The sequence below is a fragment of the Rhodococcus sp. 2H158 genome, assembly GCF_053764755.1.
Genome location: NZ_JBSNCE010000032.1, coordinates 53,882 through 66,844, shown reverse-complemented (window position 1 = coordinate 66,844; position 12,963 = coordinate 53,882). Strand labels below are relative to the sequence as shown.

The window sequence follows — 12,963 nt, the reverse complement described above, 5'->3', positions numbered from 1 at the left end:
TCCGAACCCGGAAGCTAAGCCCTCCAGCGCCGATGGTACTGCACCCGACAGGGTGTGGGAGAGTAGGACACCGCCGAACACCCGTTACCGGAAGCCCCCCAACCTCGTTGGGGGGCTTCCGGCATTTCCGCATGTTCCGGCCCGGCTCCCTCTTGTCCGTGCTCCGGCACAGGCGAATCATTGGATCTACGGTGGTCGCGATTGCCGGCCGTCGGGTGACGCCGACGGTGGACGGCGACGGGTCGGCCACGGAAGCCGTTGGTTGTGGGCTTGTCCCGCACGTGGAGGCGATAGTGATGTTCATTCAGGTCTGGCAGGGGACGGTTCGCGACGAGCAGGCGCTGAAGGCCTGCCTGCAGCGGTGGACGGACGAGCTGCGCCCGGGCGCAGTGGGCTATCTGGGGAGCACGTCGGGATTCAGCGACGACGGAACCTTCGTGTCGGTGGCGCGGTTCGAGTCGGAGGAGGCGGCCCGCCGTAACAGCGAACGTCCGGAGCAGGGCGCGTGGTGGGCCGAGGCCGAGCAGTGCTTCGACGGGGAGATCACCGTCCACGACTGCCGTGACGTCGAGGTGTGGATGGAAGGTGGCTCGGACACTGCAGGATTCGTACAGGTCATGGAGGGGCACTGCCCCGATCTCGGGCGGATGAAGAGTCTGCTCGCCGAGGGTCAGGACCGGGTGCATGAGCTGCGGCCCGAGATCATCGGCGGCACGCTCGCCACCTACGGTGACGACGGGTACGTCGAGACGGTGTACTTCTCGTCCGAGGACGAGGCACGTGCCCACGAACGGATGGAGATTCCCGACGATCTGCGGCCGCTTCTGGAGGAGGAGATGCGCCTACTCGGCGACGTGCACTACTACGACCTGCACGAGCCCATTCTCACCCCGAGCGGCAGGTGAGCCGGCTCAGCCGACAGTAGGGAAGCCCGGGCCGTGGTGGCGCGGCCCGGACCGCCCTGCAGTGTCAACCGCTCCGCAGTGTCAGGGCCTCGGCCGGTGGGGCAGGGCCCGCGTGAGCCGCGGCGCCCAGCCGTGTGACGGCCAGCGCTTGAGTCCCAACCGATCCGGCGTCAGACGGGTGTCGACGAAGAGCTTCTCGAGTTCGGGATCGGCGTCGCCGAGGAAGCGGTAGAGGATGGTGCCGCCGTTGTCCTCGGTGCGGGATGCCGCTTCCCAGCCGGTGGCCCGGTAGGCGCCGCGCACGATGTTGTCCGCCACCACCAGGATGGGCAGTCCGTCGACCCGGCGTGCCGCGGCTCCGGCCGGCCACGGACGGTCGGCGAGTCCTCGGACCTGTTCGGGGGAAGCCGTTTTCGCATCCGTGATCCGGAGCACGACGCACGGGGTGGGCAGCTCGGGTGCGGCCTCCGCGGAGTACTGACGTATCAGTTCCTCGATGGGATGGGCCACCCGGTCGGATTCCTCGGTTGCGCCGACGAGGTTGGTCAGCACGAGTTCGCCGTCGTGCGGTTCGAGCAGCCCCAGCACCGAGACCAGGGACTGCGCGGTGAAGCCGGCGGCGTGGTCGGCGTCGACCGCCGGGGCCACCCGGTCGGCCACGACATAGTGGCCCACGGAGTAGCCGGAGTCGTAGACGGCACGGATCCGGTGCACAGCCGCGTCGGCTTCGGGGGTGTGTGCGGGCGGGGCCTCGCCGCCGGCGGTCAGCTTGTGGTTTTCGCCGAGTGCTGTCCAGGTCAGGGCGAACAGGCGGTTTCCGCGGCCCTGTCCGACGTGCAGGACGGTGTGGTCGCGCGGATCGACGAGGGCGTACACGTAGGCACCGAGCTGTTCGACGACCGTCGCCGGCAGCGGGTCCGGGGTGGGGGTGCGGTCGTCGACGTCGGTGACGATCTCGCGCAGGACGGCGAGCCGCAAGGCGACCGGTACGGTGCCGGCGGAGCCGCCGAACAGTTCGCGGTTGGCAGCGTCGACGGAGCCGAAGGCGCGTCCGGTGTGGCGGGCCAGGGCGGCGAGCGCGCGAGTGAACTCGGCGAGGCGCTGACGAGGGTCCGCGGCGGTGTCGGGCAGCTCGTTGCTGGTCAGGAACATCTGGATCTCGGGGGACTCCAGGAGGATCTGGGCGATGTTCTGAGGAACTGTCCACACGGTACGCATGAGGCGACTGTAGGCCAGTCTCTCGCGGGTAGCGGGTTGCGTGCTCAAACGCGCTGCACAACGCCGGTGGTCACCGCCCGGCAACCCCGTCTTGGTGCCGCGGACACGCGCCCGTGGTGTGACGATCGCCACGTTCGCCGTAGTCGTCGGCTACACGAAGGGCACGATTCACGGCACCCCTGCTCCCTGGGGGTGGCTCGTCGCTTAACGTAGACACGTGAGCATCCCAGTCCCCGATGCCGCGCGGTCTGCGGCGAGCCCAGCATCGAACTGGCCCGCGATTCTGACGTGGCGGGCCTACGACGTTCCTCGGATGGAGTCGGTGCGTGTCCAACTGAGCGGCAGTCGCATCAAGGCGGCGGGCCGCATCGTCGGCGCGCAGTGCGCGGAGCACCCCGCGTTCAGCGCGTCGTACGACCTCGTTACCGACGAGAACGGTGTGACGCGCCGGTTGTCGGTGCGCACGACCGTGGCCGCCGGTGAGAGGCACATGTCGATCAGCCGGTCCGAGGAGGGCATCTGGATGGTCGACAACGGCACCCAGCACCAGCGTTCGGCGTTCGGCGGGGCACTCGACGTCGACGTCATCCTCAGTCCGTTCTTCAATGCGCTGCCGATCCGCCGCTACGGGCTGCAGTCCGGCGCGGACGAACTCGAGGTGCCGGTCGTCTACGTGAACCTGCTCGATCTCGGCATCGAGGAGGCCACCGTCGTCTACAGCAGCGCGGCCGACGGCATCCACGTCTTGTCCCCGGTGTCCAGCTCCTCGGTGACGGTGGACGGCGACGGTTTCGTCGTGAACTACCCCGGACTGGCGGGGCGGATCTAGGCCGAGCAGTTTCGGGAGAGGGCAGTGCCCTCGCAGTTTCAGGAGAGGGCAGTGCCCTCCACTGCCATCGCCAGTGCGAGGGCCGTGGACTCTCCGGGGTGACTGCCGTGCCCGGCGGTCCCGGTGGTCAATCCGATCACCTGCACGCCGATGGGAAAATCCCCGCCGCCCGGAGCGGGAACCGACACCGCAGGCACGCCGAGCACGCTGAACGGGATGCACATCTGCAGCAGCGGCCCCCGAAGCGCGGCGGGGTCGCTGTCGAGTGCGGCCGATCGCAGCGGGGTGGTGACGGTGATCAGGGCGTCGAGCCCGTCGTCGCGGCGTAGCCGGCGCAGGACGTCGCGGCGCAGCCGGGCGGCCGTCCGCACGGCCCGCACGTAGTCCGTCGCCGGACGGTCCCGCTGAGCCGCGAGCAGCGCCGCGGTGGCCGGCTGGTAGAGGTCCGGGTCGTTCTCGAACCAGCGCTGATGGGTTTCGTACGCCTCCGAGCCGGTGACGACGGGATACACGGCCAGCAGGTCGTCGGTTTCCGGCAGCGTCACGTCCCGTACCTCGGCACCGAGGTGGGCGAGCGTGCGGCAGGCGTCGTCGAGCGCGGACTCGAATGCGGCGTCGGGCACGTCCCAGAGGCCGCCGCGTAGCCGTCCGACCCGCAGACCGGAGACGGGCGTGCGCAGGTGTGCGATCCCGGGCAGCGCACCCCACGCCAGTCCGGCGTCGAGGACGTCGCGGGCGAGCAGGCCCACGTGGTCGAAGGTGGTGGACAGGGGGAACACCCCGTCGACCGGCAACGCTCCGCGGGTGGGCTTGAGGCCGACGACGCCGCACAGTGCCGCCGGGGTCCGCACACTGCATCCGGTGTCGGTGCCCAGCGCCAGCGGCACGATGCCCTTGGCGACGAGCGCGGCCGACCCCGAGGACGAGCCGCCGGTGATCCGGGTGGGATCGTGCGGGTGCCGGGCCGGTCCGGACGCGTTGACCAGGCCGCTCGGCCCGTACGCGAACTCGTGCAGATGCGTCTTGGCGACGACGACGGCGCCGGCCTCGCGGAGCCGCTCGACGATCCTGGCGTCCTGCGCGGCCGGCGGTGCGTCGGCGAGGACGTTGCTGCCGCAGCGCGTCGGCATCCCGGCGACGTCGATGTTGTCCTTGACGGCGACGGCGACACCGTGCAGCGGGCCGATCCAGTTGCCGGCCGCGAGCTCGGCGTCGGCGCGGGCGGCGGACTCGAGGGCGGCGGCGTCGTTGCGGGCGGCCACGAGGTTCGACCATGGTGTGCCGTCGAGGGCGTCGAGGTCGGCCAGCACCTGCCGGACGTGGCCGGTGGCGGTCAGTTCGCCCTTCGCGAGTGCCGCCGTGGTGTCGCGCAGTGTCACCGCGTCCACACCTCGCCGCGGCGGCCGGACTCGCGCAGCCGGGCGATCCAGTCGGCGTCGCCGGGGACGATGCCGGTGACGGGCCGGCGTACGCGTTGCTCGAATCGTCGCCGGGCGGCGTGACCGGCGGCGGTCAGCTCGGCGGTGCTGCCGTCGGCGAGTCGCTCGCGGGCGACGCGCAGCACCTCGAGGGTCTCGTCGAGGGTCGTGAGCAGCGCCGTGGCGTTACCCGCGCACATCGCGTCGACCAGCGCGGGTGCGGTCCCGGCGACGCGGGTGCCGTCGCGGAACGAGCCGGCGGCCAGGCCCAGCGCCAGGTCGCCTCCGGCGGCCCCGGACAGCGCGAGTGCCTCGGCGAGCAGGTGCGGCAGGTGCGAGACGCGGGCGACCGCGGCGTCGTGCTCGCCCGATTCGGCGGGCACGACGACGGAACCGCAGTCGAGGGCGAGATCGGCGACCTGCGTCCACACCACGGGATCGGTGCCGTCGTCGACGGTGACCACCCACACCGCGTCGCGGAACAGTTCCGCGAATCCCGCCGACCAGCCGGACTCGGCGGTGCCGGCCATGGGATGGCCGCCGACGAAGCGGGCGGACAGCCCGTGGGCGGCGACAGCGGCGGCGACCTGCGACTTGACGCTGACCACGTCGGTCAGTGCGGCGTGCGGGGCGTGCTCGGCGACGGCGGCGAGCACCGCGTCCACGGCGGGCACGGGCACGGCGACGACGACGAGGGCGTCGGATTCCGCGGCGCGCCGCAGCGTGGCCGGCAGGTCGGTCGAGGCGTCGAATCCGTCGGCCCGGGCGGCCTCGACGGGCTCCGCCGACCGGTTGTATCCCCAGGCCTCGCGGCCCGCGGCGACGGCCGCACGCAGCAACGATCCGCCGATCAGGCCGAGGCCGAGCACACACACGGGCGGGGTGGACGCGGAGGTGGGCACCCGAACAGGTTGGCACATCGCCTGCTGGACTTCATTCACGGGACTGCGCCGACTACCGTTGCGCCCATGGCTGCGCAGCGTGCGGGGAACAAGAGCCCTTCCGTGAGTTCGACTGAGGACCTCGACGGGTTCGGGGTCGCCGTGACGCGGGAGGACGGTCGCTGGAAGTGCAAGGCACTGTCGGCGGCGGTGTTGACGAGCCTCGAGGTGGCCGACCGGGAGCTGCGCGAGCTGCGCAGCACCGGCGCGATCTTCGGGTTGCTCAACGTGGACGACGAGTTCTTCGTCATCGTCCGCCCCGCCCCGTCGGGCACGCGTCTGCTGCTGTCCGACGCGACCATGGCGATCGACTACGACATCGCCGCCGACGTGCTCGACGCGTTGAACATCGAGATCCCGGACATCGACCCCGACGAGCTCGACGACATCGAGCCGTGGGAGGAGGGCGATCTGGGGATTCTCGCGGATCTGGGATTGCCGGAGCCCGTGCTGGCGGTGATCGCCGCCGAGTCCGATCTGTATCCGGACGAGCAGATCGAGGAGATCGCCCAGCGGCTGGGATTCGACGAGGTTCTCGCCACGACGCTGGACAAGCTGCGCCCCTAGATGGGCCTGCGCGACGACGAGGCGATGATCCGGGCCGCGCTGGAGGCGGCCGCCGCGGCGCCGGCCGGCGACGTGCCGGTCGGTGCGGTGCTGTTCGACGCGGATGGGACCGAGCTGGCCCGTGCGGCGAATTCGCGGGAGGCCACGGGCGATCCGACGGCTCATGCGGAGGTGCTGGCGCTGCGCGCGGCCGCGAAGGTGCATGGCGACGGCTGGCGGCTCGAAGGCACGACGCTGGCCGTGACGCTGGAGCCGTGCACGATGTGTGCGGGCGCGCTGGTGCTGGCCAGGGTGCACCGCGTGGTGTTCGGGGCGTGGGAGCCGAAGACGGGTGCGGTCGGGTCGCTGTGGGACGTGGTGCGTGATCGTCGGCTCACCCACCGCCCACAGGTGCGCGGCGGCGTGCTCGAGGACGAATGCGCGGCGGTGCTCGAGGATTTCTTCCGGGCCCAGCGTCTCGCCGAACGTCGGTGACCTGCGGATTTCGGCTACCGGCCCGAATCCGGTAAAGTCGTGTGCGGTGGCGTGTCCGAGCGGCCTAAGGAGCACGCCTCGAAAGCGTGTGACGGGTAACCCCCGTCCGAGGGTTCAAATCCCTCCGCCACCGCCAAGAACGGCCCCGATCCGGTTGACCGGATCGGGGCCGTTCTCGTTCGTCGAATGCGCAGTTCCGGTCGCTTCACCCGGCGTGTCGTGACGACAACTGCGCACTCGCGACGGTGGTCGGTCGCTGCGGCGCCCAGCCGGGCGGGCCGAACGCGTAGCCGAGTTTGTCGCGCCACCGCGGGGCGGCCCGCCAGTCGCGGGCGATGGCCTGGTACTCGTGGGTTTGCAGCCGCCAGATGTTGTAGGTGCCGACGGGCTTGGTGAGTCCGTACGTGGGGCGGTGGGTTTCGCGGCGGAAGGTGCCGAACAGGCGGTCCCAGAGGATCAGGATGCCGCCGTAGTTGCGGTCGAGGTACTCCGGATCGCAGCCGTGGTGCACGCGGTGGTGCGACGGGGTGTTGAAGACGAACTCGACGGGCCGGGGCAGCGTGCCCACCCGCTCGGTGTGCACGAAGAACTGGTATACGAGCGAGACGGAGAATCCGACGAACACCATCCACGGCGGGATGCCGAGGAAGGGCAGCGGCAGCCACATGAGGATCTCGCCGCTGTTGTTCCATTTCTGGCGCAGGGCGGTGGCGAAGTTGAAGTACTCGCTCGAGTGGTGCGCCTGGTGGGTGGCCCACACGAGGCGCACCCGGTGCGCTGTCCGGTGGTACCAGTAGTAGAGCAGGTCGATGCCGAGGATCAGGATCGCCCACGTGTACCACGCGTCCGCCGGTAGGTGCCACGGTGCGAGGTACACCCAGATCGCCGAGTAGCCGACGAGGGCCAGCACCTTCCAGGCGGCGCTGGTGCCGATGGAGACCAATCCCATGGAGATGCTCGTGCGCGCGTCGAGGGCCTCGTAGCCGCCGCGCGGCGGACGGGTGTGCCCGTCGTCGCCGGGTTCGACGTGCTCGAGCGTGCGGGCGGCGGCCCATTCGAGGGCGAGGAAGAGCAGGAACGCCGGGATGGCCAGCGCGACGGGGTCGTGCAGAGGCTCGAGCAGCGACGCCCAGGACGCCGTCAGGGTCTCCCACATTCGGTCCTCCGGGAGTGATGTGAACAGACGTCCAATCTACCGGAATGTGGTGACGGTCACTACGGCGGGCGAGGGGCCGCCGGGCGGTCACTGCGGGAGCGGCCGCCCGTCCGGACGCAGGCCGGCGAGGTAGATCGCGATCATCCGGGGCACGAGGGCGGGCACGACGTCGTCGACGAACCGCACGTGGGGGCGGGTCAGCCGGGCCACCGCCATGATCACCTCGATCGGCTGGACGTCGTCGCGGACGAGGCCGGCCTGCTGTGCGGCGTGGACGAGCTCGGTGACGCGCGCCTTGGTGCCCTCCCGGATCTCGAGGACGTCGTCGGGCAGTTCCCGGTAGCTCTCGACGATGAGAGCCGGGATCAGGGCGCCGAGCCGCAGCCGGACGGCGGTGTCGACGAATTCGGCCCAGGCACGTTCGGGGTCCGACGCCATCACGGCGAGGGCGCGATCCGCCGCCGCACCCGCCTCGTCGAGGGTGCGACGGGCCACGGCGTGCGCGAGATCGTCGCGGGTGGGGAAGTTGCGGTAGAGGGTGGCGATGCCGACGCCGGCGCGCTCGGCGATGGCATCGAGGGGCGCGTCGTGCCCGCGTTCGGCGAGCACGTCGCGGGCCGCGAGGATCAGGGCCTCGCGGCGGCGGGCGGCATCGGCGCGCATGGGATCTCCTGTGTTCGGCGGGTTGACACCCCGCTCCTACCGGAGGAATATACTCCACATAAACGGAGAACAATCCTCCACTTCAAGGAGTCGTCATGGTTGCCCCGACCTCCTCCCCGGACACCTCCACGGCGCGGCACGCCCCGCCGGACGCGGTACGCGTCGCCGGCGTCGTGCTCGCGCTCACCGCCGTGATCGCCCTGATGCTGTTCGCATTCGCGGCGCCCGCCGTGAACAGCGGCCCGCACGCGCTGAAGATCGGTATCGCCGGGCCGGACCAGGCCGTCGCCCAGATCGAGGCCGGCCTCTCCGGTGCCCGGCCCGGTGCGTTCGCGCCGCAGCGGTACGCCGACGCGGAGGCGCTGCGCAGCGCCATCGAGCACCGCGAGGTCGTCGGTGGTCTCGCCGTCGGGCCGGACGGACCCGCGATGTATGTCGCCGGGGCCGGCGGCGCCCCTGTCGCTCAGGCGCTGACCGCCACGGCCACCGGCCTGTCGGAGGCCGTCGGCCGGCCCGTCCCCGTGCGCGACGTCGTGCCGCTGCCGGCCGACGACCCGGCGGGGGCCGGCCTGAACTCGCTGGCCCTGCCCCTGGTCCTGGGTGGTCTGGTGCCCGCGATCGCCCTCGTCCGGCTGTTCCCCCGGCGGGTCGGCCTGCGCGTGCTCGGCGCGGTCGGCTTCGCGGTGCTCGCGGGGCTGACCCTCACCGCCGTCCTGCAGTTCGGGTTCGGCAGCCTGACCGGGAACTACTGGGCCACCGCCGGAGCACTCACGCTGGGCCTGGCCGCCGTCTCGCTGCCACTGCTCGGCCTCGAGTCGCTCTTCGGGCTGCCCGGTTTCGGTGCCGGGGCGGTCCTGATGATGTTCGTCGGCAACCCGCTGTCGGGCTTCGCGACCACCGCAGCGTGGCTGCCGCAGGGGTGGGGCACCTTCGGCCAGCTGCTGCCACCCGGCGCCGCCGGCACGCTGGTCCGCTCGGTGGCCTTCTTCGACGGGCACGGCGGCGGGACGGCGGTGCTGGTGCTGAGCGCATGGGTCGTCGCCGGGCTCACGTTGTGTGCGGCGTCGGCACGTCGTCGCACCGTCGCCGCGTGACCGCAGTTGCACCGTCGCCGCGTGACCGCAGTTGCACCGTCGCCGCACGACCGCTGCCGCGTCGCGCGCTTTCCCTCAGGTTTGGTAGGAATCGTGTGTCCGCCGGCGCCCGGCGGCCAGCCGCGAACCGAGGAGTGCGACGTGCATATCACCGCCCGGGTGGACTATGCCGTGCGCACCCTGCTCGAACTCGCGGCGGCCGGCGAGGCGCCCGCCAAGGCGGAGGGCCTGGCCCGGGCGCAGCGCATTCCGCACAAGTTCCTCGAGGCGGTGCTCGGTGATCTGCGCCGCGGCGGACTGGTGCACAGCCGCCGCGGCCCCGAAGGGGGGTACTGGCTGGCCCGCCCGGCCGACGAGATCTCCATCGCGGACATCATTCGCACCGTGGAGGGCCCGCTCGCGTCGGTGCGCGGCGAGCGGCCCGAGGACGTGGTCTACACCGGCCCGGCCGAACGCCTGCGGGACGTATGGATCGCGGTGCGGGTGAATCTGCGGGCCGTCCTCGAGGAGGTCACCCTCGCCGACGTCGTCGCGGACGATCTTCCGCAGTTCGTGGCCGACCTGACCGCCGATCCGGGCGCCTGGGAGCGCCGGCGCACGTGAGCGCTGCCACAACGCTCGGGGCGGTGTGGGCAAACACATATTTTTGCAGTTCTCTGCAAATTTGCAGGGATCTGCAAGATGCGTACCGTGGAAGACGTGACCAATCCGCCCGGACTGCGTGACCGCAAGAAGGCCGCCACGCGCGCAGCGCTCGTTGCCGCCGCGGCCGACCTCGCCCGCGCCAAGGGCATCCACGGCGTCACCGCCGACGCCATCGCCGCGAAGGCGGGCGTGTCCACCCGCACCTTCCACAACTACTTCGCGAGCAAGGAGGAGGCCGTCCTCGCGCATCTCGAGGGGATGGTGCACTCCTGGGTCGGGCGCCTGCACTCACGGCCCGCCGGGGAACCCGTATGGGACTCCATGGAAGTCGTCGCCCGGCAGATCGTTGCGGAGCCGGACGGCGACTTCGTCGAGCTGTGTTCGACCATGGAACTCGTCGATCAGAGCCCGGCACTGCTGGCGCGCCGCGTCGAGATGGAAGTGCGCGCCTCGCAACTGCTCGTCGAGGCCATCGCCGAGCGCACCGGCACCGATCCCCGGGTCGACCTGTATCCGAGCCTGGTCCGCTACGCCGCGGTCTCGGCCATGAAGTCGGCAGTCGAACTGTGGCTCGCCGGCACTTCGGGGGCGGCTTCCCCCGAGGAACTCGTCCGTGCCGCCTTCGGGCAGCTGCGGCAAGGCCTTTCCTAAGACACCTGCACGACACATCCGGAAGACGAGGTTCCCCGTGGCGACCTATCTCTATCGGATCGGCAAGTTCGCCTATCGGCGAAAAGGCACGGTCCTCTCCCTCTGGCTGGCGATCCTCGTCCTCTTCGGCGTGGGTGCGGCCACCCTGTCCGGGCCGACGACGGACTCGTTCTCCATCCCCGGCACTCCCGCGCAGCAGACGCAGGACCTGCTCGCCGAACGGTTCCCGAACGCCGCGGACCCGATGAACGCGCTCAGCGCGCGCTACGTGTTCGCCGCCCCCGACGGCGGGACCCTCGACGAACCGCAGAACCTCGCGGCGATGAACGAGGTGCTCGCGGCGATCCGCGGGATCGACAAGGTGACCGCCGCCGCCAAGATCGACCCGGCAGTCGCCACCCCCGAGCAGCAGGCCGCCGTCCTCGTGGACCCCGTCACCGCGAACGCCGGTCTCGTCGAACAGATGAAGGCCGCCGCGGAGCAACAGGGCAAGCCGGAGGAGACCGCGCTCGCCGACGCGGCCGCGCTGTCGCCGCTGAGCCCGGACCGCACCGTCGGATTCGTCACCGTCCCGTTCGAGGGCGGCTTCGGCGACGTCGACGACACGATGCGCGAGCAGATCGCCGCGGCCGCGGAGATCGGCCGGGACGCGGGCCTGAACGTCCAGGTCAGCGGCACCGCCGCCGCGGAGGCCGAGATGCCCGGCGGCGTCACCGAACTCATCGGCATCGGCATCGCCGCCGTCGTCCTCGCCATCACCTTCGGCTCGCTCGTCGCCGCGGGCCTGCCCCTGATCACCGCCATCATCGGCATCGCCATCGGCAGCCTCGGCATCACCATCGCCACCGGTTTCGCCGACCTGAGCTCGATGACCCCGACGCTGGCGATCATGATCGGTCTCGCCGTCGCGATCGACTACTCGCTGTTCATCGTCTCCCGGTTCCGGCACGAGATCACCGTCACCGCCGACCGTGCCGAGGCGGCCGGACGTGCCGTGGGCACCGCCGGCTCTGCCGTCGTGTTCGCCGGCCTGACCGTGATCATCGCCCTGATGGCCCTCAGCGTGGTGGGGATCCCGTTCCTGTCCGCGATGGGCTACGCGGCCGCATTCACGGTGTTCATCGCCGTGCTCATCGCGATCACCCTGCTGCCGGCGATCCTCGGCCTGTTCGGCCGCAAGGCGTTCGCCGGCCGCATCCCGGGCCTGAAGAACCACGACCCGGAGGCCGACACCGACAAGCCGAGCGCCGCCCAGCGCTACATCCGCTGGGCCACCGGCAAGCCGCTGATCCCGCTCGTCGCCGGCGTGCTGCTGCTCGGCATCCTCGCGCTGCCCGGCGCGAACCTGCAGCTCGCCCTGCCCACCGAGGCCACCGGCGACCCGAAGACCAGCGCCCGTCAGGCCTACGACCTCGTGAACGAGGCGTTCGGTCCCGGCCGCAACGGTCCGCTGCTCGTCGTCGCCGACGCCCGCGAGGCCACCGTCGCGCCGCAACAGGCGTTCGGGGAGGTCGTGCAGCGCCTGTACGAGCAGGACGAGGTGGTCAACGCCCAGATCGTGGCCGTCAACCAGGCCGGTGACACCGCGCAGATCATGGTCACCCCCCGGTCGGGCCCCAGCGAGCCGGCGACGATGGACCTCGTGTCGAGCATCCGCGACCAGGAGGCCCAGCTGCACGACGAGATCGGCGTCTCCTACGGCATCACCGGACAGACCGCCCTCGAAGGCGACGTGTCCGAGACCCTGCAGAGCGCGCTCGTCCCGTACCTCGCGGTGGTCGTCGGACTCGCGTTCATCCTGCTGATGCTCGTGTTCCGGTCGATCCTGGTGCCGCTGACCGCGACCCTCGGATTCCTGCTCAGCGTCCTGGCGACGTTCGGCGCGACCGTCGCGGTCTTCCAGGAGGGCTGGGGCGGGCTGGTCTCCAACCCGCAGCCGATCGTCAGCTTCATGCCGATCTTCCTCATCGGCGTGGTGTTCGGCCTGGCGATGGACTACCAGGTCTTCCTGGTGACCCGAATGCGGGAAGAATTCGTCCACGGCGCGTCCGCGAAGGAGGCCGTGCGGATCGGATTCGCCCACGGTGCCCGGGTGGTCACCGCGGCGGCGGTCATCATGATCTCGGTGTTCGCCGCCTTCATCGCCGAGCCGAACTCGTTCATCAAGTCGATCGGCTTCGCGCTTGCCGCCGCCGTGTTCTTCGACGCGTTCGTCGTGCGCATGGTGATCATCCCCGCGGTGATGGCGCTGCTCGGCGACAAGGCCTGGTGGCTGCCGACGTGGCTGGACCGCATCCTGCCGAACGTGGACGTCGAGGGCGAGAAGCTCCGCCGTGAGCTGACCGTCCCCGAGCCCAGCCGCGAGCCGGCGCACACATGACCGGCCCCGGGCGCCTTTTCCG

General features: G+C 71.0%; 13 protein-coding genes, 1 tRNA gene and 1 rRNA gene. 10 read left to right on the top strand and 5 right to left on the bottom strand.

Annotated elements, in window-relative coordinates; genetic code table 11:
- Positions 1-79, top strand: a 5S ribosomal RNA gene (rrf, locus tag ACWPOB_RS24755); the annotation flags it as partial.
- A gap of 217 nt (positions 80-296) precedes the next feature.
- Complete coding sequence (locus tag ACWPOB_RS24750) at positions 297-905, top strand: hypothetical protein (RefSeq protein WP_100058391.1); 609 nt, start codon at positions 297-299, stop codon at positions 903-905.
- Positions 906-986: 81 nt separating this feature from the next.
- Here the strand turns inward: ACWPOB_RS24750 and ACWPOB_RS24745 are convergent, their stop codons facing one another.
- Positions 987-2,123, bottom strand: a complete 1,137-nt coding sequence (locus tag ACWPOB_RS24745; protein ID WP_455402436.1) for a GIY-YIG nuclease family protein — start codon at positions 2,121-2,123, stop codon at positions 987-989.
- A 217-nt stretch (positions 2,124-2,340) separates the two neighbouring features.
- Between ACWPOB_RS24745 and ACWPOB_RS24740 the strand changes: the two genes are divergently transcribed.
- Positions 2,341-2,952 (top strand): putative glycolipid-binding domain-containing protein, encoded by a 612-nt coding sequence (locus ACWPOB_RS24740; RefSeq protein WP_455402435.1) that lies wholly within the window; start codon positions 2,341-2,343, stop codon positions 2,950-2,952.
- Between the two features lie 38 nt (positions 2,953-2,990).
- On the opposite strand, the gene ACWPOB_RS24735 is transcribed toward ACWPOB_RS24740, so the two are convergent.
- Together ACWPOB_RS24735 and ACWPOB_RS24730 are read right to left on the bottom strand one after the other, a co-directional pair.
- Complete coding sequence (locus ACWPOB_RS24735) at positions 2,991-4,340, bottom strand: amidase (protein WP_455402434.1); 1,350 nt, start codon at positions 4,338-4,340, stop codon at positions 2,991-2,993.
- Positions 4,328-5,290 (bottom strand): prephenate dehydrogenase, encoded by a 963-nt coding sequence (locus ACWPOB_RS24730; RefSeq protein ID WP_455402433.1) that lies wholly within the window; start codon positions 5,288-5,290, stop codon positions 4,328-4,330. Before ACWPOB_RS24730 ends, ACWPOB_RS24735 begins: the two co-directional genes overlap by 13 nt.
- 48 nt (positions 5,291-5,338) lie before the next feature.
- Between ACWPOB_RS24730 and ACWPOB_RS24725 the strand changes: the two genes are divergently transcribed.
- The 3 genes from ACWPOB_RS24725 to ACWPOB_RS24715 all read left to right on the top strand — a co-directional run bounded on the left by ACWPOB_RS24725 (position 5,339) and on the right by ACWPOB_RS24715 (position 6,488).
- Complete coding sequence (locus ACWPOB_RS24725; protein ID WP_100058604.1) at positions 5,339-5,878, top strand: tRNA adenosine deaminase-associated protein; 540 nt, start codon at positions 5,339-5,341, stop codon at positions 5,876-5,878.
- Positions 5,879-6,352 (top strand): nucleoside deaminase, encoded by a 474-nt coding sequence (locus ACWPOB_RS24720; protein WP_006944474.1) that lies wholly within the window; start codon positions 5,879-5,881, stop codon positions 6,350-6,352.
- A gap of 45 nt (positions 6,353-6,397) precedes the next feature.
- Positions 6,398-6,488 (top strand) — tRNA-Ser (locus tag ACWPOB_RS24715).
- Positions 6,489-6,557: 69 nt separating this feature from the next.
- On the opposite strand, the gene ACWPOB_RS24710 is transcribed toward ACWPOB_RS24715, so the two are convergent.
- Positions 6,558-7,508: a sterol desaturase family protein gene (locus tag ACWPOB_RS24710; protein WP_455402432.1), complete on the bottom strand. Its 951-nt coding sequence runs from the start codon at positions 7,506-7,508 to the stop codon at positions 6,558-6,560.
- Between the two features lie 87 nt (positions 7,509-7,595).
- Positions 7,596-8,171, bottom strand: coding sequence for a TetR/AcrR family transcriptional regulator (locus ACWPOB_RS24705; RefSeq protein ID WP_455402431.1), 576 nt, complete (start codon positions 8,169-8,171; stop codon positions 7,596-7,598).
- Between the two features lie 95 nt (positions 8,172-8,266).
- Between ACWPOB_RS24705 and ACWPOB_RS24700 the strand changes: the two genes are divergently transcribed.
- From ACWPOB_RS24700 to ACWPOB_RS24685, 4 genes are all read left to right on the top strand, one after another.
- Complete coding sequence (locus ACWPOB_RS24700; protein WP_455402430.1) at positions 8,267-9,265, top strand: ABC transporter permease; 999 nt, start codon at positions 8,267-8,269, stop codon at positions 9,263-9,265.
- Between the two features lie 141 nt (positions 9,266-9,406).
- Positions 9,407-9,868, top strand: coding sequence for an RrF2 family transcriptional regulator (locus tag ACWPOB_RS24695; RefSeq protein WP_100056008.1), 462 nt, complete (start codon positions 9,407-9,409; stop codon positions 9,866-9,868).
- A 78-nt stretch (positions 9,869-9,946) separates the two neighbouring features.
- Positions 9,947-10,561 carry a TetR/AcrR family transcriptional regulator gene (locus tag ACWPOB_RS24690; protein ID WP_455402429.1) on the top strand — a complete coding sequence of 205 codons (615 nt, stop codon included), beginning with the start codon at positions 9,947-9,949 and terminating at the stop codon, positions 10,559-10,561.
- Between the two features lie 37 nt (positions 10,562-10,598).
- A complete protein-coding gene (locus ACWPOB_RS24685) occupies positions 10,599-12,941 on the top strand; it encodes an MMPL family transporter (protein ID WP_455402428.1) in 2,343 nt (780 codons plus the stop codon).
- Positions 12,942-12,963: the final 22 nt, after the last annotated feature.